Origin of the sequence: Alistipes sp. CHKCI003 (genome assembly GCF_900021155.1) — a bacterium.
Lineage (GTDB): Bacteria > Bacteroidota > Bacteroidia > Bacteroidales > Rikenellaceae > Alistipes > Alistipes excrementavium.
In genome coordinates this window covers 46,706-69,756 of sequence record NZ_FCNT01000027.1, presented here as the reverse complement: position 1 = coordinate 69,756, position 23,051 = coordinate 46,706, and the positions used below count along the sequence as shown (strand labels likewise).

The 23,051-nt window shown below is 55.6% G+C and carries 22 protein-coding genes and 1 tRNA gene; 21 read left to right on the top strand and 2 right to left on the bottom strand.

Annotation, left to right across the window (positions count from 1 at the left end; translation table 11 throughout):
- The first annotated feature begins 77 nt into the window (after positions 1–77).
- From BN3659_RS04325 to BN3659_RS04295, 7 genes are read left to right on the top strand one after another with little or no spacing between them, the layout of a single operon-like run.
- On the top strand, positions 78–644 hold the full coding sequence (locus BN3659_RS04325) for a restriction endonuclease subunit S (protein WP_091534865.1): 567 nt from the start codon (positions 78–80) through the stop codon (positions 642–644).
- On the top strand, positions 634–2,160 hold the full coding sequence (locus BN3659_RS04320) for a type I restriction-modification system subunit M (RefSeq protein WP_091534864.1): 1,527 nt from the start codon (positions 634–636) through the stop codon (positions 2,158–2,160). Before BN3659_RS04325 ends, BN3659_RS04320 begins: the two co-directional genes overlap by 11 nt.
- A gap of 11 nt (positions 2,161–2,171) precedes the next feature.
- Positions 2,172–3,032, top strand: coding sequence for a DNA damage-inducible protein D (dinD, locus tag BN3659_RS04315; RefSeq protein ID WP_091534862.1), 861 nt, complete (start codon positions 2,172–2,174; stop codon positions 3,030–3,032).
- 6 nt (positions 3,033–3,038) lie between these two features.
- Positions 3,039–4,274: a restriction endonuclease subunit S gene (locus BN3659_RS04310; protein WP_091534861.1), complete on the top strand. Its 1,236-nt coding sequence runs from the start codon at positions 3,039–3,041 to the stop codon at positions 4,272–4,274.
- Between the two features lie 4 nt (positions 4,275–4,278).
- On the top strand, positions 4,279–5,145 hold the full coding sequence (locus BN3659_RS04305; protein WP_091534859.1) for an HAD family hydrolase: 867 nt from the start codon (positions 4,279–4,281) through the stop codon (positions 5,143–5,145).
- Positions 5,146–5,148: 3 nt separating this feature from the next.
- Positions 5,149–8,361: a type I restriction endonuclease subunit R gene (locus tag BN3659_RS04300; protein WP_091534857.1), complete on the top strand. Its 3,213-nt coding sequence runs from the start codon at positions 5,149–5,151 to the stop codon at positions 8,359–8,361.
- Entirely contained in the window at positions 8,361–9,056 is a 696-nt protein-coding gene (locus tag BN3659_RS04295; RefSeq protein ID WP_091534854.1) for a M48 family metallopeptidase, read from the top strand. Before BN3659_RS04300 ends, BN3659_RS04295 begins: the two co-directional genes overlap by 1 nt.
- 114 nt (positions 9,057–9,170) lie before the next feature.
- Here the strand turns inward: BN3659_RS04295 and BN3659_RS04290 are convergent.
- Positions 9,171–9,241, bottom strand: a tRNA-Cys gene (locus BN3659_RS04290).
- Positions 9,242–9,413: 172 nt separating this feature from the next.
- Here BN3659_RS04290 and dprA point away from each other — a divergent pair.
- From dprA to BN3659_RS13090, 9 genes are all read left to right on the top strand, one after another.
- A complete protein-coding gene (gene dprA, locus BN3659_RS04285) occupies positions 9,414–10,526 on the top strand; it encodes a DNA-processing protein DprA (protein ID WP_091534851.1) in 1,113 nt (370 codons plus the stop codon).
- Between the two features lie 9 nt (positions 10,527–10,535).
- Entirely contained in the window at positions 10,536–10,907 is a 372-nt protein-coding gene (locus tag BN3659_RS04280; protein ID WP_091534849.1) for a hypothetical protein, read from the top strand.
- A 10-nt stretch (positions 10,908–10,917) separates the two neighbouring features.
- On the top strand, positions 10,918–11,700 hold the full coding sequence (locus BN3659_RS04275; RefSeq protein ID WP_091534846.1) for a TatD family hydrolase: 783 nt from the start codon (positions 10,918–10,920) through the stop codon (positions 11,698–11,700).
- Between the two features lie 41 nt (positions 11,701–11,741).
- Positions 11,742–12,770 (top strand): asparaginase, encoded by a 1,029-nt coding sequence (locus tag BN3659_RS04270; protein WP_091534843.1) that lies wholly within the window; start codon positions 11,742–11,744, stop codon positions 12,768–12,770.
- A 335-nt stretch (positions 12,771–13,105) separates the two neighbouring features.
- Positions 13,106–13,900 carry a MotA/TolQ/ExbB proton channel family protein gene (locus BN3659_RS04260; RefSeq protein WP_091534838.1) on the top strand — a complete coding sequence of 265 codons (795 nt, stop codon included), beginning with the start codon at positions 13,106–13,108 and terminating at the stop codon, positions 13,898–13,900.
- 27 nt (positions 13,901–13,927) lie between these two features.
- Entirely contained in the window at positions 13,928–14,365 is a 438-nt protein-coding gene (locus tag BN3659_RS04255; protein ID WP_091534835.1) for a hypothetical protein, read from the top strand.
- 10 nt (positions 14,366–14,375) lie between these two features.
- On the top strand, positions 14,376–14,981 hold the full coding sequence (locus BN3659_RS04250; protein WP_091534832.1) for an ExbD/TolR family protein: 606 nt from the start codon (positions 14,376–14,378) through the stop codon (positions 14,979–14,981).
- A 15-nt stretch (positions 14,982–14,996) separates the two neighbouring features.
- Positions 14,997–15,467, top strand: a complete 471-nt coding sequence (locus tag BN3659_RS04245; RefSeq protein ID WP_410488789.1) for an ExbD/TolR family protein — start codon at positions 14,997–14,999, stop codon at positions 15,465–15,467.
- Between the two features lie 85 nt (positions 15,468–15,552).
- Positions 15,553–15,744, top strand: a complete 192-nt coding sequence (locus BN3659_RS13090; RefSeq protein WP_171847700.1) for a hypothetical protein — start codon at positions 15,553–15,555, stop codon at positions 15,742–15,744.
- Between the two features lie 507 nt (positions 15,745–16,251).
- Here BN3659_RS13090 and BN3659_RS04235 read toward each other — a convergent pair.
- Positions 16,252–16,863, bottom strand: coding sequence for a ribonuclease HII (locus BN3659_RS04235; protein ID WP_091534826.1), 612 nt, complete (start codon positions 16,861–16,863; stop codon positions 16,252–16,254).
- Positions 16,864–16,935: 72 nt separating this feature from the next.
- Between BN3659_RS04235 and BN3659_RS04230 the strand changes: the two genes are divergently transcribed.
- The 5 genes from BN3659_RS04230 to recJ all read left to right on the top strand — a co-directional run bounded on the left by BN3659_RS04230 (position 16,936) and on the right by recJ (position 23,040).
- On the top strand, positions 16,936–17,913 hold the full coding sequence (locus BN3659_RS04230) for a hypothetical protein (RefSeq protein ID WP_091534824.1): 978 nt from the start codon (positions 16,936–16,938) through the stop codon (positions 17,911–17,913).
- A gap of 160 nt (positions 17,914–18,073) precedes the next feature.
- Positions 18,074–18,988 (top strand): AraC family transcriptional regulator, encoded by a 915-nt coding sequence (locus BN3659_RS04225; protein WP_224757788.1) that lies wholly within the window; start codon positions 18,074–18,076, stop codon positions 18,986–18,988.
- Positions 18,989–19,700: 712 nt separating this feature from the next.
- Complete coding sequence (lipA, locus tag BN3659_RS04220) at positions 19,701–20,579, top strand: lipoyl synthase (protein WP_091534822.1); 879 nt, start codon at positions 19,701–19,703, stop codon at positions 20,577–20,579.
- Between the two features lie 11 nt (positions 20,580–20,590).
- Positions 20,591–21,268 (top strand): lipoyl(octanoyl) transferase LipB, encoded by a 678-nt coding sequence (gene lipB / locus BN3659_RS04215; RefSeq protein WP_091534820.1) that lies wholly within the window; start codon positions 20,591–20,593, stop codon positions 21,266–21,268.
- Between the two features lie 5 nt (positions 21,269–21,273).
- Positions 21,274–23,040 (top strand): single-stranded-DNA-specific exonuclease RecJ, encoded by a 1,767-nt coding sequence (recJ, locus tag BN3659_RS04210; protein ID WP_091534818.1) that lies wholly within the window; start codon positions 21,274–21,276, stop codon positions 23,038–23,040.
- The last annotated feature ends 11 nt before the right edge of the window (positions 23,041–23,051 follow it).

The window sequence follows — 23,051 nt, the reverse complement described above, 5'->3', positions numbered from 1 at the left end:
TATTGCGATTTTTTCGAAAATAATTTGTTTTTCTCGGGCAAAGCGCATACTTTTGTAATAAACCTACAAAGAAAAAAATGGTGAAACTGAAAGATGTTGCCACTATTCAGACGGGAGTTTACCTGAAAAGCACTCCTTTGCCCGACACCTGCTACCTTCAGGTGAACGATTTCGACGAGGAGGGGTACATCCGTCCGACCGTCCGACCGACAACCACCGTCAGTTCCAAGGCTGCCCGCCACTTGCTGACAGAAAGCGACCTACTGCTCGCCGCCAAGGGTGGCAAGAATTTCTGCGCCATCGCCCCGACGCAACTCGGGCCGTGCGTGGCCTCACCCTCGTTTCTGATTATCCGAATCGACAACCCGACCCGCATCCTGCCCGAATACCTCTGCGGATTCCTCAACCTGCCATCCACCCGGCAGCTGCTGACGGCGCAGGCCCAAGGGTCGGCCATCGCCTCGCTCAGCAAAGCTGACCTCGAGGAGTTCGATGTTCCGCTCCCTCCGCTGGAGCGCCAGCGGGTCTGCATCGCCCTCACCCGCCTGCATCGCCGCGAACAGGCCCTCTACAAGGCCATCGCGGAGCGCCGCCGGCAAATAACCGATTGTAAATTGACAAAAATATATAAAGATGAACGGTAAAGTTACACAGGAAGAGATTAACAAAGTCGTATGGCAAGCCTGCGACACCTTCCGGGGCGTGATTGACCCCAGTCAATACAAGGACTACATCCTCACGATGCTGTTCCTGAAGTACGTCAGCGATGTCAGCAAGGCGAAATACAAGGAGTACCTCCAGCGCTACGACGGCGATACGGAGCGTGCACAGCGGGCCATGCGCCGCGAACGGTTCCAGGTTCCCGAGAAGAGTTCGTTCGACTACCTTTTCGAGCACCGCAACGAACCCAATATCGGCGAGCTCATTGATGTTGGCCTGGCGGACCTTGAATACGAAAACCGCGAAAAGCTGAGCAGCGAGGACGGCAGCGGCATCTTCCGCAACATCAGCTTCAACAGCAGCAACCTCGGCGAAACGAAGGAGCGCAACGCCCGACTGAAGCAGTTGCTTATCGACTTTTCGGACGATCGGCTGCAATTCGACGAGTCACACCTCGAGAACAACGACGTCATCGGCGACGCCTATATGTTCCTCATCGAGAAGTTCGCCAGCGACGCCGGGAAGAAGGCTGGAGAATTTTTTACACCGAAGGAGGTTTCGACCCTGCTGGCTCGTCTGACCAAGAGCGCCCCCGGCTCGCGCATCTGCGACCCGACGTGCGGCTCGGGTTCCCTGCTCATCAAGGCGGGCCGCGAGGTAGGCTCCGACAACTTCTCGCTCTACGGCCAGGAGCTCAACGGCAGCACCTGGGCGCTGGCCATGATGAACATGCTGCTCCACGGTTTCGACAGCGCCACCATCCGCTGGGGCGACACGCTGCGCAACCCGAAGCTCAAGGAGGGCGACGCGCTGATGAAGTTCGACACCGTCGTGGCCAATCCGCCCTTCTCGCTCGAAAAGTGGGGCGCCGACGAGGCGGCCGACGACCCCTACAACCGCTTCTGGCGCGGCATTCCGCCCAAGGGCAAGGGCGACTGGGCCTTCATCTGCCACATGCTCGAGGTGGCCAACGAACACGGCAAGGTGGGCGTTGTCGTTCCTCACGGCGTGCTGTTCCGCGGCGCCAGCGAGGGGAAAATCCGCCAGCAGACCGTCGAGGAGAACCTCGTCGAGGCCATCATCGGACTCCCGGCCAACCTCTTCTACGGAACGGGCATCCCGGCCGCCATCGCCATCTTCAACAAGGCCAAGACGACGACCGACGTGCTCTTTATCGACGCCAGCCGCGAATTTGAGAACGGCAAGAACCAGAACCGGCTGCGCGACGAGGATATCGACCACATCGTCACGACCTACCGCCGCTTTGCGCAGGGGGAACTAAAGCCGGGCATCGTCGAGGAGCGCTACGCCTATGTGGCCTGGCGCGAGGAGCTTGCCGACAACGACTACAACCTCAACATCCCGCGCTATGTGGACACCTTCGAGGAGGAGCCCGAAATCGACATTGCGGCCGTGCAACAGGAGATTGATGCCCTGGAAAAGGAGCTTTCCGAGGTGCATATCCGGATGGATGGTTATCTGAAGGAGTTGGGATATTAAAAGACAAAAATATGAGAACACGACTTACAAAAAAGGCTATTACAACCTTTGAAAGCATAAAAAGAGTTGACGACAACGGAATTGAATACTGGTCGTCGAGAGATTTATGGAAAGTTCTCGGATACACAGAATACCGCCATTTTCTACCGGTAATTGAGAAAGCGAAAATAGCTTGTCAAAACAGCAGCCAACCTATTTCAGACCATTTCGAGGATATCCTCGAAATGGTCGTCATCGGCTCCGGCGCAGAACGGCCCCTTGATTCAATCAAACTGTCCCGTTATGCGTGCTACCTTACCGTACAAAATGCGGATCCGAATAAAACCATTGTTGCTCAAGCACAAACATATTTCGCCACTCAAACGCGCATAGCCGAAATACAGCAAATGGATGCATATAATCGTCTTTCTTCTGAAGATGAAAAACGATTATTTCTGCGCAATGAATTAGCCAAACACAATTCTCAATTGGCCGATGCGGCTAAAGGAGCAGGGGTTATCGAGCCTCGCGATTATGCCATTTTCCAAAATCACGGTTACATGGGCCTATATGGCGGACTTGGAGCCAAAGAGATCCATGAACGTAAGAACTTAAAGAAAAGCCAAAAGATTTTGGACCATATGGGAAGTACAGAACTGGCAGCCAACCTCTTCCGCGCGACACAAACCGAAGAGAAGTTGCGTCGTGATCACATCGTCGGCAAAACCAAAGCCAACCGAACGCACTACGAAGTAGGAGCCAAAGTCCGGCAAACGATTAAAGAACTTGGAGGCACTATGCCGGAAAATCTGCCAGTCGTTGAAAGCATCAAAACGATAGAGACGAAAAAGAAGAAACAAATGCTTCGCAACCCAACAGAAGAGGAGAAATAGTATATTATGGGAAATAACATACCACAAGGCTATAAGGCGACGGCGCTGGGGATTATTCCGCAGGAGTGGGAGGTTATGCGGTTAGGCGACATTGTATCAATAACCAGCGGCGAAAGCCCGTCCCTATACCACCTCAAGGCAGAGGGGAAATATCCATATGTCAAGGTCGAAGACCTGAACAACTGCGAGAAATACCAAGAATCCAGCAGAGAATATTCCGACGACAATAATACAACCATTAAAGCCGGGAGCATCATTTTCCCTAAAAGAGGAGCCTCAATTCTAAATAATAAAGTTCGCATAGCCGCCAAAGACATTCAAATGGACAGCAATATGATGGCTATTACACCCCATACGACCATCGTAGACACAGAGTTCCTGTATATCCGGATTTTACATGAACGATTATATCGAATCGCTGACACCTCATCCATTCCTCAAATAAACAATAAACATATCATTCCCTATAAGATAGCCGTTCCGCCGCTGGCGGAGCAGCGGAAGATTGCGGAGGTGTTGGGCGTGTGGGATGAGGCGATTGAAAAGCAGGCGCGGCTGATTGAAAAACTCGCCCTGCGCAAACGCGCCTTGATGCAGCGACTCCTCTCCGCAAAACTCCGTCTCCCCGGTTTCTCCGAACCCTGGCAAAAAGTAAAATTGGGAGAGATCTGCGAAAGAGTTACACGAAAGAACATTGAAGACAATCAGAATGTAATGACAATATCTGCTCAATGCGGTTTCGTCGCTCAAACAGATTTCTTCAATAAAAGCGTGGCAAGTGAGACCTTAGAAAGTTATTATTTGGTCTTCAAAGATGAATTCTGCTATAATAAAAGCTACTCCAACGGATATCCAATGGGAGCAATCAAAAGATTGTCCGAGGCCGACAAAGCAGTTGTAACATCTTTGTACATATGCTTTAACGTAAAACCAGAAACAAATACCAACATAGATTATCTCTCCTACTATTTTGATAATGGAGGATTAAATCGTGGTTTAACAAAAATAGCAAACGAAGGAGGTCGAGCCCACGGACTGCTAAACGTAACTCCCAAAGATTTTTTTGGTCTTTCTTTCGAAATACCATCTTTAAAAGAGCAAACCGCCATTGCGGAGGTGTTGATCGCGGCCGACCGCGAGATTGAGCTGGCCAAAGAGAAACTCGAACGCCTCCGCCGTCAGAAACGTGGCCTGATGCAACAACTCCTCTCCGGGAAAAAACGTGTAAAAATTAATATCTAAGAATATGGCAAAACGTAAAAAACCAACAGTCGCACTTATTTATGATTTTGATGGGACTTTATCTCCTGCCAATATGCAAGAATATGATTTTCTTAAAGCTATCGGCATCAAAAATAAAGCCCAATTTTGGCGTCAAAACAATGAACTTATAGAAAAACACGAAGCCAGTAATATTTTATGTTATATGAAATTAATGCTAGATAAGGCTCGTGCTGCAGGAGTTAGTGTTCAACGTCAAAAATTCGTTGATTTTGGGAAAAGTATTGAACTATACGAGGGAGTAGAAGAATGGTTTGATTTAATCAACCAATTAGGGCAAGAGGAAGGTGTTATAATCCAACATTATATTAATTCATCCGGATTAAAAGAAATGATAGAAGGGACTAAAATAGGGAATAAGTTTCAAGAAATATATGCTTGTACATTTATGTATGAAGATGGAGTTGCTGTTTGGCCTGCAGTAGCTGTAGATTTCACTACAAAAACCCAATTTCTATTTATGATAAATAAAGGGGTTACTAAAATAAGTGAAAATGCAAAAATAAATGAATATAAAGCAGAAGAAGATAGACCTATCCCTTTTAAACATATGATATATTTTGGTGATGGTGAAACCGATATACCTTGTATGAAGCTAATAAAACAACAAGGAGGAAACTCTATCGCTGTTTACAAACCTCGTAATAAAAAGAAAAAAGCATGTGCAGAAAAACTTGTATTAGATGATAGAGTGAATTTTGCATGTGCCGCAAACTACGTCAAAGATGGCGAAATCTACAATATTGTAAAAGCAATTATCAAACAGATTAAATCAAATTTTAACTTTAACGAATTGCAAAAACAAAATGTCAAACGATTTGGAGTAGAATAAGATATGTCCATCTCTTTCAAAGAAGACCATATCAGCCAAATTCCCGCGTTGCTGATGCTCGAAAAGCTCGGGTACACATACCTCACACCCGATGAGGCGCTGGCCCTGCGCGGCGGGAATCTCGCCAACGTGCTGCTCGAACCCGTGCTGCGCAAACAGCTCGCCGCCATCAACGTCGTGCAGGTCAGCTCGGTGCGCACTACCGTATTCTCCGAGCAGAACATCACCGCCGGAATCGACGCCCTGCGCAACATCCCGATGGACGAGGGGTTCATGGAGGCTTCGCAGACGGTCTACGACCTGCTCACCTCGGGCAAAACCCTCGAACAGATTGTCGACGGCGACCGCAAGAGCTTCGTGATGCAGTACATCGACTGGAAGAATCCGCGCAACAACGTCTTCCACGTCACCGAGGAGTTTGCCGTCAGCCGCACGGGGATGACCGAGACCTACCGGCCCGACATCGTCCTCTTCGTGAACGGCATTCCGCTCTGCGTCATCGAGTGCAAGCGTCCCGACGTAAAGGACTCCATCGAGCAGGCCATTTCGCAGCACCTCCGCAACCAGAAGGCCGACGGCATCCGTTCGCTGTACCTCTACTCGACGCTGCTGCTGGCCATCAACCGCCAGGAGGGCAGTTACGCCACGACGGCCACGCCCGAGAAGTTCTGGGCGCGGTGGCGCGAGCAGTTCGCCGACCGCGAGGAGGAGGCCCGTTACCGGCAGGAGCGGGAGCGAGTGGTCAACGAGCCGCTGCTGGACGACAAGCTCTTCGGGGAGCGGTTCGGCTATGTGCGCCGCAACTTTGAGGAGCTCTACAAACAGCCGGTCACCCCGTCGGTGCAGGACGAATACCTCTACAACCTCTGCCGCCCCGAGCGGCTGTTGCAGCTGATGTACGGCTTCACGCTCTACGACGACGGCATCAAGAAGGTGGCGCGTTACCAGCAGTATTTTGCCGTGCGGCAGACGATGCAACGCATCCGCCACATCGAGGGCGGGCGGCGGCGCGGCGGCGTCATCTGGCACACGCAGGGGAGCGGCAAGTCGCTGACGATGGTGATGCTGGCGCAGGCCATCATCCTCGACAAGGAGATTCGCAATCCGAAAATCATCCTCGTAACCGACCGCACGGACCTCGACCGGCAGATTACGGGGACGTTCCGCAAGTGCCAGATTCGCGTCGAGAACGCCACGACGGGAAGCAAGCTCGTCGAACTGCTCAACAGCAAGAGCGATGCCGTCATCACGACGATTATCAACAAGTTCGAGACGGCCGTGCGCGGCATCCGCACCCCGTTGACCGACCCCAACATCTTCGTGCTGATCGACGAGGGGCACCGCAGCCAGTACGGCGAAATGGGCATCAAGATGGAGAAGACGCTTCCGAACGCCTGCTTCATCGCCATGACCGGCACGCCGCTGATGAAGAAGGAGAAGAACACGGCCCGGAAGTTCGGCGGCATCATCCAGCCGGTCTACACGGTGGATCAGGCCGTGGCGGACAAGGCCGTCGTACCGCTGTTGTATGAGGGTCGCATGGTGCCGCAAGTGGTACACGAGGAGACGATCGACCGCTATTTCGACAAGATCTGCGGATGGATGAGCGACGCCCAGCGGGCCGACATGAAGAAGAAGTTCAGCCATGCGGACCAGCTCAACCAGACGCAGCAGCGCATCTACGCCATTGCGTGGGACATTTCGCAACATTTCCGGGAGAACTGGCAGGGGTCGAAGTTCAAGGGCCAACTGGTGGCTCCGCGCAAGCGCATCGCGATTCTCTACAAGCAGTATCTCGACGAAATCGGCATCGTCTCGTCGGAGGTACTCATCACCTCGCCCGACACCCGGGAAGGGGAAGACGAGGCATTCGGCGAGACCTCGAACGTAGAGGTGGCCTTCTGGAAACGCATGATGGACGTGCACGGCACGGCCAAGAAGTATGAGGCGAACATCATCAACCGCTTCAAGAACAGCGATAAGCCGGAGATTGTCATTGTGGTGGACAAACTCCTGACGGGATTTGACGAACCCCGCAACACGGTGCTCTATCTCGACCGAAAGCTGAAGGACCACACGCTGCTGCAGGCCATTGCCCGCGTCAACCGCGTCTGCGAAGACAAGGAGTTCGGGTATATCATCGACTATTACGGCGTATTGGGGTCGCTTAATTCGGCGCTGGAGCTCTACACCGATTTCGACAAGGAGGATCTGGAGGGAACCTATACGGACATTTCGGAGGAGGTGGCCAAGCTGCCCCAGAAGCATGCCGAGTTGTGGGACCTCTTCAAGGAGGTACGCAACACGACCGACTTCGAGGCCTTCGGCAATGTCCTGCGCGAAGAGGACCAGCGCTCGCTCTTCTACGAAAAGCTGCGGGCCTTTGCCCGGACGCTGAAGGTGGCGCTTTCGTCCATCGTATTCCATCAAAATACGCCTCAAGAAGAGGTCGAACGGTACAAGCACGATCTGGCCTTCTTCATGAAGCTCCGGAATGCCGTGCAGGAGCGTTACTCCGACATGGTGGACTACAAGCAATACGAAGGGCAGATTCAGAAGCTAATCGACACACATATCGAGAGCGGCGAGGTGCAGGTCATCACCGACCTGGTGAACATCTTCGACAAGGAGCGGTTTGCCGAAGAGGTGGAGAAGATCTCCGGGAAAGCAGCCAAGGCGGACACAATTGCCTCGCGAACGGCCAAGTACATCACCGAGAACATGGATACCGACCCGGCCTTCTACAAGAAGTTCTCGCAGATGCTCAAGGAGACCATCTCCCAGTACGAACAGGGGCGAATCGACGAGGCAGAGTATCTGACCCAGGCTACGGACCTGATGAACAAGGTGCTGAATCATACCGACAGCGAGATTCCCGACGTGCTGAAGGACAACAATGCCGCGCGGGCCTACTTCGGATTAAGTCTGGAGGTCTACAAAGCGGTCATAAGGCCCGAACAGGGGCTCGACCTGACGCAAATCGCACTCGACACGGCCAACCGGATCGACGCCATCATTCGTCAGCACATCTTCGAGAAGGGGACGCTCATTGTCGACTGGCCGCTCAAGGACCGGCTGGTCGGCATGATGAAGCTCGACATCGAGGACTATCTGATTGACGAGGTCAAACGAAAGTATGACCTGTCGATGACCTTCGACGACATGGATGCCATCATCGACCGGGCGGTCGACGTGGCTCAAAAATGGTTCCGGTGATGCAGCAGATATTCGTCTACGGAAAAGAGACGATTCCCTACAGCGTGCTCTTTTCCGCCCGCCGGACACTCGGAATCAAGGTATATCCATCCGGCGAGGTCGTTCTGCTGGCTCCGGAAGGGACGCCGGAAGAGGTTATCGAGCAGAAACTCCACAAACGGGCGCCGTGGATTCTTCGGCAGCAGGCCTATTTCAAGGATTTCGGGATTCGGAGTCCGGAAAAACGGTATGTCAGCGGAGAGTCGCACTACTATCTGGGAAAGCAGTTCCTGCTCCGGGTCTCGGAAGGCAAAACCAACAGCGTCCGCTACAAGGGTCGCTGCTTTGAAGTGATATGCACCTCTCCGGACAAGGCCCGGGAGTTGATGAAATCCTGGTACCGCGAACACGCAAAACTCAAGTTTGCCGAGTATGCGGAGCCTATTATTTCCCGATTTGCACGGTACGGGGTTGCTCCGACTTCACTCTATGTTCAGGAGATGGAAAACCGTTGGGGCAGTTGCACCCCCAAGGGGAAAATCATTCTGAATACGGAACTCATCAAGGCGCCGCGCCCCTGCATTGAGTATGTTATTACACATGAGATGTGTCATCTGCTGCATCCCGACCATACAGCAGCCTTCTTTTCCCTGCTCGAAACCGAGATGCCCGACTGGCGGCGTTGGAAAGACAAGTTGGAGCGATTCATGGTGTAGGTGCAAACAACTTCAAAAGCATCATCCGCCCGCCTCGTATGACAAATGTATGACAAATGTATGACAAAACAAAATGAAAACCGCGTTGTAGACATCTACAACGCGGTTTCTGTGAGGTCTGAAGCGGATTCGAACCGCTGTACAAGGTTTTGCAGACCTTTGCCTAGCCACTCGGCCATCAGACCCGATATCGTTTCTCCCCGCCCCCCACCGATCCGCATAACTTTTCGAACGGCGATCGGAGCGTCGGGCGTGCAAATATACGAACATTTCCAAAATTTGCAAAACTTCTGCGCGACTTTGCGTTATTTCCCAAAAATATTTACCTTTACACTATTGTAATACGCTTTTCGGGTCATGACCATCGAGGATATCGCCCTTACGATGACTCCGGGGATCGGAGTAAAAGGAGTCGTGCATCTGCTGGAGTGCTTCGGCGATGCCCGGCAAGTTTTCGCCGCTTCGGAAGAGCTGCTGACCGATCGGGCGGAACTCAGACCCGATCTCGCGCGCCGCATCGCCCGCCGGTCGGCCATGCCGGCCGCGGAGCGGGAGTGGAACTATTGCCGCAAGCATGGCCTCACGGCCGTGGCTTCGACCGATCCGGAGTATCCTCCGCTGTTGCGCGAAATACCCGATTATCCCCATGTACTCTATGTCCGAGGCGATGTCGCGGCGCTTTCGATGCGCTGCGTTTCGATCGTCGGGACGCGGGAAGCGACCCCGTACGGACAGCGGATGTGCGGCGAACTGGTCCGCGGCCTTGCGGAGCGGGTGCCCGGGGTCTGCATCGTGAGCGGTCTGGCGTTCGGCATCGACGTGGCGGCCCACCGCGCGGCTTTGGCAGCCGGGGCGAAGACCGTGGCGGTCGTGGCGAACGCGCTGCCGGATGTAACGCCTGCGCAGCACGAACCCGTCGCCCGCGATATTGTGGCGGCCGGCGGTGCGATCGTTTCGGAACTGCATGCGCAGGTGAAGCAGAAGGGGACGTTTTATCTGGCCCGCAACCGGATCATCGCAGCGCTGAGCGCAGGGACGGTCGTCGTCGAGTCGCCGTGCGCCGGAGGCTCGCTCATGACGGCCCACTGCGCCGACGGGTACGACCGTTCGGTGATGGCCGTCCCGGGACGGGCCGTCGATGCGGCGTCGAAGGGGCCGAATCTGTTGATCCGGAATAAAAAAGCGCAGTTGGTGCTGTCGGCCGAAGACATCGTCTCGGAGTTGATGTGGGATCTCGGACCCGCCGGAGCGGGGCCCCGATCGACGGGACAGTCTCCCTGCCTGACGGCGGATGAGGCCGGTCTGCTGGCCTGCTTCAGGAGTTCGGACCCCGTCTCGACGGAGGAGCTGGGGGCCTTGTGCGGTCTCGGCACATGCGAAATGTCGGTGCTGCTGTTGGGTCTGGAGATGGCCGGCGCCGTTCGCCAGCTGCCCGGGAACCGATATATAAGACTGATGGATAACCTTTAATATATAATAATGACGGAAGAGACGATCCGAACGGGGAAGAAAGAAGCGTCGGTGTACGATGAATTGTTGGAGCGGATGCCCGAGATGGAGGCGTGGCATGGAATAAGGCTCGATCGCCTTTCCGCGATCTATGATCGTGAAGAGAGGGAGGTGAGGATTTATTGCGAAGTCCATCCTGCATCGGGGAATAAACTGAAGCACGATGTCGATCTGATCATGGTGATGTACGATAAAAACGACCGGATCGTGGATCGGAGTCATACTTACTTGACGAAGGAGAAGTTTTTCGGTTTCGCGGTGGAAGAGCTGAGCTTTTACAATTTGAGCCCCCGAAAACTGAAGAATATCGGGCGGATCAGGGTTTATCCTGCGGCATGGTAAACGTAAGACGATGATCGACACGCACGCCCATATTTATACCGAAGAATTCGATGCCGACCGCGACGAGGTCGTCCGGCGCGCCCGCGAGGCGGGCATCGACCGCCTGCTGCTCCCGGCCATCGATTCGGAGAGCCACGAACGGCTTTTCGAGACCTGCCGGACCTACTCGGATTGCTGCACGCCGATGATGGGGCTGCATCCGACTTCGGTGAATGACAACCCCCGTTGGCGCGAGGAGCTCCGTGCGGTGGAGCGCTTCCTCGTCTCGCCGCCCGCGGGATTGCGGTTCTGCGCAGTCGGCGAGATCGGGCTCGATTTCTACTGGAGCGCCGATTTCAGGGCGGAGCAGACCGAGGCGTTCAGGCGTCAGATCGAGCTGGCTCTGGAGTGCGGTCTGCCCGTGGCGGTGCATACGCGGTCGGCGTGGCCGGAAACCGCGGCACTCGTACGGGAGTATGCCGGACGCGGGCTTCGGGGTGTTTTCCACGCCTTTTCGGATACGCTGGAGACCTATCGGACGCTGCGCGAGTGCGGCGACTTCGTCTTCGGCATCGGAGGCGTCGTAACTTTCCGGAAGAGTGCGCTGGCCGAAGTCGTGCGCGGGATGGAGCTGTGCGACATGGTGCTCGAAACCGACTGCCCCTATCTGACGCCCGTTCCGTACAGGGGCCGGCGCAACGAACCTGCGTACGTGCGGTTCGTATGCGAAAAGGTCGCCGAGCTGAAGGGGCTTTCGCCGGAGCGGGTGGCGGCCGAGACCGCGGAAAATGCACGCCGCCTGTTCGGAGTGTGATACAAAGCGCTTGAACCTACTAAAATCATAACCGACTTGATATGAAATCTTCCATTCTGATTATTTATACCGGCGGAACGATCGGCATGAAGACCGATCCGGAAACGGGGGCGCTGGTACCTTTCGATTTCAGCGGCATTTACGATGAATTTCCGTCGCTCAAACGGCTGAACGTCGACATCGACGTGCTGACGATGAACCCCGTGATCGATTCGTCGAACGTCTCGCCGCAGAACTGGATCGAACTGGCCGGCATCATCCGCGACAACTATCCGCGTTACGACGGATTCGTGGTCCTGCACGGGACGGATACCATGTCCTATACCGCTTCGGCGCTGAGCTTCATGCTCGAAAACCTCTCGAAACCGGTGGTTTTCACCGGAAGCCAGATCCCAATCGGCGTGCTCCGGACGGACGGGCGCGAAAACCTCATCACGGCGATCGAGATCGCCGGCGCGCAACTGGCGGGCCGTCCCGTGGTGCCGGAAGTGTCGCTCTATTTCCAGAACCGCCTGTTTCGTGCGAACCGCACGAGCAAGCGGAGCGCCGAAGCCCTCAGCGCTTTCCGGTCGTACAACTATCCGCCGCTCGCGGAGGTCGGGGTCAACATCGCCTACAATCTCCCGGCGATCCTGCGCCCGGAGGATTCCTCTCCGCAACTGCATGTCGCCACGCGGCTGAGCGACGGGATCGCGGTCGTCAAACTCTTCCCCGGGCTCGACGAACGGACCCTGCGTGCGATGCTTTCGGCCGAGGAGCTGCGCGGCGTGGTGCTCGAAACGTTCGGCGCGGGCAACGCCCCGACGAGCGAGTGGTTTCTGCGAGCGCTCGAAGAGACCATTGCGCGCGGTGTGATCGTTCTGAACATCACGCAGTGCGGCGAGGGCAAAGTGTCGATGGAGCTTTACGAAACGGGGCTCAGGCTGCAGAAGATCGGAGTCGTGTCCGGCTATGATATGACGACCGAGGCGGCCGTTGCGAAACTCATGTATGTGCTGGGCAAGGAGCTGTCCGTAGGTGAAACGCGCGCCCTTTTGCGCAGGCCGCTGAAAGGCGAATTTACGGCATAGGGCGTTGCACGGAACGTTTTTTTTTACTATATTTCGCACTGCTAATAGAGTTAATCGGGCTGCAAAGTTGTGGCTCCGGTGTGTGGCCGGATAGGTAATGTGCTGGTTTGCAGTCGATTGCCGTGAGTGATGCGGCTCGCGGGCCGTGTGTGGGCGACTGCTCCGATCCGGCCTGTGAAGTACGCGAAGCGACCTTTTTCGGACGGGAGCGTGTCCGAAAGGACGAAAAATTTGCGGAAACCGCCGAAACGAACGTAATTTTTAACGAAACGGAAATACTTAAAAACAACAAAACAAAGTAAACTAATCAAATCTTAATTTATCAAAACACGATTATGAAAAAATTTTTTTTGATTCTGACGGTTGCCATCTTTGCTCTTGGCACTGTTAACGTATTCGCGCAAGACGCTGCTGCAGAGAGCGCTGCCGCTGCCGAACCCGTTGCTGAAGCCGTTACGGAAGTAGTGGACGAAGTGGCGGAGACCGAGGTTGCCGGCGAGACGATGCACCACGTGATGATGCAGAAGTTCCTCGAAGGCGGCTGGGCTTGGATGCTCCCCATTCTCATATTCCTCGTGATCGGTCTGGCCGTGGCCATCGAGCGCATCCTTTATCTGGCGCTTTCGACGATCAATACGAAGAAATTCGTCGCTGAGGTCGAGCAGACCGTCAAGAGCAAGGGCATCGGTGCCGCCAAGGAGCTTTGCCGCAATACGCGCGGTCCGATCGCTTCGATCTACTATCAGGGTCTCGACCGTTACGATCAGGGATTGGACGCCGTCGAGAAGTCGGTCGTTTCCTACGGTTCGGTACAGACGGGCCAGATGGAGTCGGGTCTGACGTGGATAGGTCTGTTCATCGCGCTTTCGCCCATGTTGGGATTCATGGGTACGGTCGTCGGCATGATTCAGGCGTTCGACCAGATTCAGGCTGCCGGCGATATCAGCCCGACGCTCGTTGCCGGCGGTATCAAGGTCGCCCTTCTGACCACTCTCATGGGTCTTATCGCTGCGGTTATTCTCCAGCTGTTCTATAACTACATCGTGTCGAAGATCGATTCGCTGGTCAACGACATGGAGGATGCCTCCATCACGCTGATGGACATTCTGACTGCTTACAGCAAGAAATAATTCCACGATCAAGAGTAAAACGAAATTATGAAAAAGGTATTGAATATATTGCTGGGGGTCCTGATGGCGATCACCGCCGCGTTGTTGATCTATGCGGTGGCGACACCCCATTCGGACAATCCGGCGGTGTACGATCCGTCGATCAGTCTGAACATCGTCTGGGGATATATCCTCGTTGTTCTGGCCGTGGCTTCGGCGGTCTTCTGCGCCGTCTGGGGGATGATCCAGAATCCCAAGGGAATCAAGGGTACGCTGCTTTCGCTGGTGCTGATCCTCGTGATCGTGGGTGCGGCCTACTTCTACTCCGCGGGCCATACGGTCAACATTCCCGACTTGCAGAACAGCGGTTTCTTCGACCATTCCGTTACGGTGCTTACCGAGACCAGCATCATCGTAACTTACGTGGCGTTCGTCGCAGCTTTCCTGACGGCGATCGGAACCGAGATCTACAGAGCTTTCAAATAACGGAAAAACAATGGCAGTAGATAAAAGAAAAGTACAGGAGATCAATGCCGGCTCGATGGCCGATATTGCCTTCCTGCTGCTGATTTTCTTCCTCGTGGCTACCACCATGAACGTGGATACGGGCTTGGCGCGTATGCTCCCGCCGCTTCCTCCCGAGAATCAGAAGACGGAGGACATCAAGGTGAAGCAGCGCAACATCCTGCTCGTGCTGGTCAATGGTGCCGGTCAGATCATGGCCGGAACGCAGGGACATCAAGAACTGATCGACCTGCGCGAGCTCAAGGACAAGACCAAGGAGTTCATCCTGAACCCCTACGATTTGGACGAGCTACCCGAGAAGGAGGACACGGAGATCGAGCTCCCGGACGGCGGCAAGTGGGTATATCCCGTGAGCATGGGCGTGGTTTCGCTGCAAACGACTCGCGATACCAATTATCAGGCGTATATCATGGTGCAGAACGAGCTTACCCGCGCGTTCAACGAGGTGCGCGACGATGTGGCGATGCGGAAGTTCGGGGCGAAATTCGCGGATCTGAACGATGAACAGCGCAGCGCGGTCGTCAAGGCCGTGCCCAACAAGATTTCCGAGGCCGAGCCGAAAGTCGTTAAAAAGTAGAAAGGAGAGAGTGTTATGGCAGTAATGAAAAAGAAAGGCAACAAAGGGTTGCCGCCCATTTCGACCGCATCGCTTCCCGACGTGATCTTCATGATCCTCTTCTTCTTTATGGTTTCGACGACCATGCGCGATCAGGAATTGTTGGTACGGTATAAACTTCCGGAGGCCACCGAAGTGCAGAAGCTGGAGAAGAAGTCTCTGGTCAGTTACATCCACATCGGCCAGCCTTCGCTCAACATGCAGGCCAAGTTCGGTACGGCTCCCCGTATTCAGTTGAACGATGCGTACCGCACCGCTAAGGACATCGGCGATTTCGTGGCTGCCGAGCGCGACAAGCTCAGCGAGGTCGACAAGGCTTCGATGACGGTCTGCCTCAAGGCCGACGAATCGACGAAGATGGGTGTGATTACCGACGTGAAGCAGGAGCTTCGGCGTGCGAACGCGCTCAAGATTTCTTATGCGGCTTCCAAGTCGCTCGGTTACTAACGAGTGCAGGGAAGGCTAACGTTTTCGATAAGCCGAGAGCAGAGCCGAACTTGTTCGGGCTTTGCCGATGCGGGAAAACGACTGCATGGAAGCGAACGTTTTCGAAAGGCCGGGGCAGAGGCGAACTTGTTCGGGCTTTGCCGAAGGCAGGAAGACGATTTTACAAAAGCGAACGAAAAACGGCCGGGAACCGATCCCGGCCGTTTTGTTGTCCTATGCGAACATGAGACGGAACCGGGTGGATGCGGCGGAGCGTCGTCTCTTCTATTTCGGCTGACGCAACAGGGCCCAGCCGGAAAAGAAAGTGTCCTGTTTCCGAACCGCCTTTCATTCGGTTGAATAGTGCCTTGAATAAAGTGCCCCGGTGCAGCGAAACGGTGTTTGCTGCAAACAGGCTTCCCGGTTCGAAATCGGATCTTGTTCCCCGCTCCTCCCTGTTGCTGCGCATGGTATTCTCTGCAAACACTCGTCCGGCTTCGATGGGTGTCCGGAATACGAGCTCCGGTGTGGCGACGGTAACTCCGGACCGTTGATTCTCTCTTCGTGTAGAAAACGATCGACATCGGACGGAGTACATCCGTCGTAGAGATCGACCTTCCGCACCGTTGCATCGGCGGGCCCCGGGCGGAAGATCTTTCCCACTCCGGGAGCATTGCCTGTTTCGGTGGATCGAAAATATGTTACGTGCGGGCGGTATCCGGCAGGGCGTCTCTCCGGTTGGACGGAAAAGCAGTTTCGCAAGACCGCAGGAGTGGGAAATCGGACCGGCTGCGGCTCCTAATAATTATATGGTGTCTTGGAATGCGAATTCCATCTGGTCGGCTTCGTGATTGAACGTGAGCCTGTGATAGGGCGAAAGACCGTATCTGCGAATTGCCAGACGGTGCGCGCGCGTCGGATAACCCTTGTTTTTGGCCCAACCGTATTGGGGATATTCCGCATCGAGCCGGCGCATGTATTCGTCCCGATGGGTTTTGGCCAAGACCGAAGCCGCGGCGATATCGGCATATTTGCCGTCGCCCTTGACGATGCAGCGGTAGGGAATACCGAGGTTCGTTCGGAAGCGGTTGCCGTCGATGGCGAGCAGTTGCGGTGCGGGATCGAGCCGCGCCACGGCGAGCGACATGCCTTCGAACGAAGCGTTGAGGATGTTGATTTCGTCGATGCGGGCGGCCGATACGGCTTCCACGGCCCATGCCACGGCTTCGCGTTCGATGACGAGCCGCAGCCGGTCGCGGTTGCGCTCGGTCATCCGCTTCGAATCGTCGAGCAGCGGATCGCTGAAATCGGGCGGCAGGATCACGGCAGCGGCGAAGACTGCGCCGGCGAGACATCCGCGTCCCGCCTCGTCGCATCCCGCCTCCGGTAGATCGTATTGCGTGCAATTCTCCAGCATCGGGACAAAGTTAGGAATTATTCGCTCCGATTGGGCTTTTTTCGCTACTTTTGCACAAATCGAATACCGGATATGAAGCTGGATGTTGTGCGCCAACCGCTCGTGGTCGCTTTTCTCACGCTCCTCGTCTTCGTCGCGGCGGGCATGGCGCGTATCGGATGCGTCCATCCGGCCTGCGAGTCTGCGGGCGAGGTCGCTTCGCTTGCGGGCGACGGCCTGCTGACGTTGCAGGCGCGCTGGCCGCAGTCGACGAGACTTCTGTGCGGTCTTGCCCTCTTCCTTGCAGGGGTCGCTCTGGGGCGTGCGACGGTCCGTTACGGACTCTATTCGGTCCACACCTATTTGGCAATTCCGCTGTTCGGTCTTTTAGCCTGCGGCATTTTCGTCAGCACGACCTATTCGGTCGGGTATGCCGCCGCGATCCTGCTGGTGCTCTCCGTGCGGAACTTCTATGCGGGATTCCGCAACGGTTACTGCTTCAGCGCCGTCTTCCGGGGTTCGCTCTATCTGGGCGCTCTGCCGCTAATCTATACGCCTGCGGTCGTGCTGATCCCGGTCCTGCCGCTCGCCGTTTCGCTTTTCAAGCGCTCCGCGCGCGAATCCTGTGTCGCGCTGTTCGGTTTTTCGCTTCCATTTCTTGCCTATTCATATATTATATGGGGTATGGGCGGTTCTTTCGCTGCGCCGGCCGTGATGCTTTGGGAGGCTTTCCGCACGCCCAGCGGATTTTCCGTGGGAGAGCTGCCGTTGCCGAAGCTGATGCTGTTGGGAACGCTCCTTGCGGCTATGGTCTTCACGGCCGTCTGCTATTTCCGCGACCGCTATGCTTCGGGTACGAAACCGCGGGCGATCCTGCTTTTCAACCTGATTCTTTTCATGCTTTGTACGGGTTTGTTTTTCGTCCCTTCGGGCACCTCTTCGGCAGCTGCGCTGGCAGCCGTACCGATGGCGACGCTGCTGCCTCTTTGGTTCGTGCGGCTCCCTCGTCCGGCCGCTATGTGCCTCTACATCGGACTGATCGGACTGTGCGTCGCTTCCCTTCTTCTATAAGACGTTGCGTTCAGGCTCGTTTGTGCTCGAATTCGTTTTCGAGTACAAAATTTCTATCGAACATTGCATAATCACAATAATTTCTTGTATATTTGAACTCGTACTGTAGTGACGCCAGCTATTGTACAAGTAGACTAAAAATTTTAAAAAATTACAAGAAATGGGAAAAATTTCTTTAACATCGGCTACGCAGCCGATGATTGCGAAGTATGTGGAGAACTCACATACGGGAATCCAGTCGCAGACTCTATCGCGTTATGCGATCGGCTATGTGCTGCGGGGAACGAAGTACATCTACGATGGCGATCAGCGGATCCGTCTCACACGCGGCGATCTCTTTTACTTGGGTATAGGCCACCACTACACGGAGAATGTGCCCGAGAACGGCCAGCCTTTCGAACAGATCCTCGTCTACTACACGCCGGCCGAACTCCAGCGTATTCTGATGCATCTGAACATCACCTACGGCATGGACATCACCAACGAACACCACTGTTCGGAGTGTGCGAGCCATTCATACGTGGCTATGACCGGTTGGAGCAGCGTCCGCAACTTTTTCGTCAACACGAACAACTATCTGCGCGACGAGCATTTCCGCCACGACGAAACCGTGGAAAATATCAAGATGACCGAATTGATCTATATGATCGTCTCGCACGAGGACAGCTGTCTGAAGAGCAAAATCCTGAGCAACATCGACACGGCGAAGGAGAATTTCGAGCAGATCGTCTACGACCACATCTTCAAGAACGTTTCGATCGACGAACTTGCCCGCAAAACCAACCGGTCGCTCACGTCGTTCAAGAAGGAGTTCCGCCGCATCTTCACCATACCGCCCCACAAGTGGTTCATCCGCCAGCGGCTCATGCATGCGCGGCTGCTGTTGATATCGACCTCGCTCTCGGTTTCGGAGATCGGTGTGGAGTGTACCTTCCCCAACACCTCGCACTTCATCAAACTATTCAAGAAGGAGTACGCCATGACGCCTGCGGCCTACCGCAGCCGCCATCAGGAGGCTGGAGCCGCGGCTCCGGCACAGACTGCGGCCGAGACGGAGATGCGTCAGGCACTTTGAAAAAACTTAATAATCGGATGTTAATTAAAAAATTTAATTATAATTCGACAGGAAATCAGGGGGACGATATGAAAAAATGTTACGAAAAATTTGGAGTATGATAAAAATCCACTATCTTTGTAGTACAAACGTGGGATTCTCCCACTCTCATTAACCTAACTAACCTAACCAGAGGGGCCCGATACTGCCAGGTATCCGGCCCCTTCCTCTTCGGTGTACCGTCGGTTCGGCCCGCTCGGCCGTTGCTTCGGGCTGTCTCTTTCGGACGGAGTGGACGCCTTCGTGCGGAACAAGCGACCGGTGCGGACGGGATCGGAGCCGGTCGTCGGCAGCCCGAGGTGTCGGTTATGCCGTAGCGGCGACGCCGCTCCCGGCCGTCGGGACAACGTGCCGCAGGATGATCCGGCGGCCGCTGCGCCGTGCAGGTCCGGAGTGCGTTCTCCTTTCCGCTCTCTTTCTCCGTCCGGCTTTTCTGCACCTCTTTCTATCCGCGGATCTACCCGATTCAGGAGGACGCAACGTGGTTGGCGACGGTCGGCTGCACGGCGCGGCCTTCCGCACGAAACTCCGTGCGCAGCGGTGCGCTTTCGGCGTGCGTCTCTCCCCCGCGCGGCGCCGTCCGGACGGCCGCTTTCTAAAATCGTACCTCCGAAAATGGGAATTCTCGGAAATTTTTCCTATTTTTGCATCAATTGGAAAATAATGAACTTAAATGCCGAAGTTGTATGACAGGGCAGACGTACTGAGAAAACCCGACTGGCTGAAGATCCGGCTCCACCGCACGACGGCGTACGCCGATGTGCAGCACATCGTCAAAGAGCACTCTTTGCATACGATTTGCAGCAGCGGAATGTGTCCGAACAAAGCCGAATGCTGGAGCCGCCGTACGGCGACTTTCATGATCCTCGGGGATATCTGTACACGGGGCTGCCGTTTTTGCGCCACACGAACGGGCCGTCCGCTGCCGCCCGATCCGTCTGAACCCGCCCAATTGGCCGAGAGTGTCCGTCTGATGGGACTTCGGTATGTCGTCGTAACCTCTGTAACGCGCGACGACCTCCCCGACGGAGGTGCGGCGCATTGGGCGGAAACCGTGCGTGCCGTCCGGTCGCAGAATCCCGACGCCGCCATTGAGCTCCTTATTCCCGATCTCGACGCCCGGCCCGAACTGTTGGAGGTGGTCGTCGCGTCGAAGCCCGACATCGTCGGGCACAACATCGAAACCGTCGAGCGGCTGACCCCCGTGGTCCGGTCGAAAGCCAAGTACCGCACCAGTCTGGAGACGCTGCGCTGTCTGGCCCGGCTGGGCGCCGTAACGAAGAGCGGCCTGATGGTCGGTCTCGGCGAGAGCGATGACGAAGTGTTGCAGACCCTCCGGGACCTGCGCGAGGCAGGCGTGAGGATCGTAACGCTCGGTCAGTACCTTCGGCCCACTTTGGAGCACTATCCCGTTGCGGCGTATATCACTCCCGAAAAATTCGAATGGTACAGACTGCAAGCCCTCGAAATGGGTTTCAGCTATTGCGCGAGCGCTCCGATGGTGCGTTCGTCGTATCTGGCTGACGAAGCGTTGAAAAGCGTGAACTTGTAGTTTCGGAGAAAATGGACGTCGAATACCGCGATCTGGGCCGTGTGCCGTACGGGGAGTGCTGGACTTTGCAGCGATCGCTGTTCGACGCGCTGCTCGCGCGGAAAGGTTCGGCGGACGATGCGGCAGGATATCTGCTGTTGGTGGAACATCCGCCCGTCTACACGCTCGGCAAGAGCGGACATGCGGAAAACATGCTCGTGAGCGAGGAGTTCCTGCGCAGCCGCGGTGCGGAATATTACCGCATCGACCGCGGCGGCGACATCACCTTCCACGGCGAGGGGCAGATCGTGGGGTATCCGATTCTCGATCTCGAGAAAATCGCGGTCGGCCTCAGACAGTACATCGAGAGCCTCGAAGAGGCCGTGATCCGCACAGTCGCCGCCTACGGGATCGGGGCGGGCCGCATCGCCGGAGCTTCGGGAGTGTGGATCTGCGAAAAAGGCGTGCCGCCCCGCAAGATATGCGCAATAGGCGTGCGTTCGTCGCGTTATGTAACCATGCACGGCTTCGCGCTCAACGTCTCGACCGATCTCAGGTGGTTTTCCTACATCAATCCCTGCGGTTTCGTCGACAGAGGCGTAACCTCGATCGAAAAGGAGACGGGATGCCGCATCGCTTCGGACGAAGTGAAAGAGCGGCTTGTGAAAAATTTAAGCGAGATATTGAATGTTAAAATATATAATAAATAAAAAGTATGCCCATAGAAAAGAGATGGGTGGTGAAACCGCAGGGGGGTCCCGTGGCGGCGGCGGCGCTGGCTGCCGAGCTGAGAATATCCCCCGTGCTGGCGAATCTGCTCGTACAGAGAGGCATAGACAATGTAGAACGGGCGAAGAAATTTTTTGAACCCAAGCTTTCGGACCTGCACGATCCGTTCCTGATGAAGGACATGGATCGGGCGGTCGAAAGGGTGGAGCGGGCCGTGAGGGACAATGAGAAGATCATGGTCTACGGCGATTACGACGTGGACGGCTGTACGGCCGTCGCGTTGGTGTACAAGTTCCTCCGCCACATCGGGCACAAAAACCTCGTGTTCTACATTCCGGACCGTTATACCGAAGGTTACGGTATCTCGGTCAAGGGCATCGACCATGCCGCCCGCAAGGGCGTGGGTTTGATTATTGCCCTCGACTGCGGTATCAAAGCCATGGAAAAGGTCGCCTATGCGAAACAGAAAGGCGTGGATTTCATCATCTGCGACCATCATCTTCCGGCCGACGAGATCCCCGAGGCCGTGGCCGTTCTGGACCCCAAGCGGGTCGACTGCTCCTATCCGTTCGACGAATTGTCGGGTTGCGGCGTGGGATTCAAGCTCGTCGAGGCCTATGCCCGGCGCAACGGCATCCCCTTCGCCGAGATCGAGCCGCTGCTGGACCTGCTGGTCGTGAGCATCGCCTCGGACATCGTGCCGCTCGTGGACGAGAACCGCGTGCTGGCCTATTACGGCCTTATCCGGCTCAACCGGCAGCCTTCGAAGGGGCTGCTCTCGATCATCAAGATCTGCGGACTGGACAAACACAACATCACCGTCGACGACATCGTCTTCAAGATCGGCCCCCGCATCAATGCCGCGGGCCGTATGCGGATGGACGAGAACGACGAGAACGCCTCCCCCTCGGGCGGTCATGCCGCGGTGGAGCTGCTGGTGGAGGGCAACGAAACCACGGCCGAAGAGTTCGGCAACGTGATCGACGCCTACAACCGCGACCGCAAGAGCATCGACCGCAGCGTAACGCAGGAGGCGCACGATTTCATCGAGAGCAATCCGGAGATGAAGAGCCTCAAAAGCACGGTGATCTACAATCCGAAATGGATGAAGGGCATCGTGGGCATCGTCGCGTCGCGCCTGATCGAGACCTACTACCGGCCTACGGTGGTGCTGACGATGAGCAACGGCTATGTAACCGGTTCGGCGCGTTCGGTTCCGGGCTTCGACCTCTACCAAGCCGTGGAATCGTGTGCCGATCTGCTGGAGAACTTCGGCGGACACATGTATGCCGCGGGCCTCACGATGAAACCCGAACATGTCGCGGAATTCACGCGGCGGTTCAACGCTTTTGTCGAGGAGAATATCGACCCGCAGATGCTCGTGCCGCAGGTCGACATCGACGGCGAACTGCTCTTCTCGGACATCACGCCGGCGTTCCGGCGCGACTTGAACCGCTTCCAACCCTTCGGACCCGGGAATACGGCACCCGTGTTCGTTACTTACGGTGCGATCTGCCACGGCGGGGCGAAACTCGTCGGCATGGAAAGCGAACATCTGCGCATGGATCTCATGCAGCGTCAGAAGCCCAATACGACGATTCAGACCATCGCTTTCCAACAGCCCACGCATTACGAGTGGGTGCGTTCGGGCCGTCCGATCGACGTCTGCTATCAGATCGTCGAGAACCATTACCGGGGCACGGTAACGACCCAGCTCCGGATCAAGGATATCAAACCCGTTACGGGCCGGTAGCGTGTGCGGGA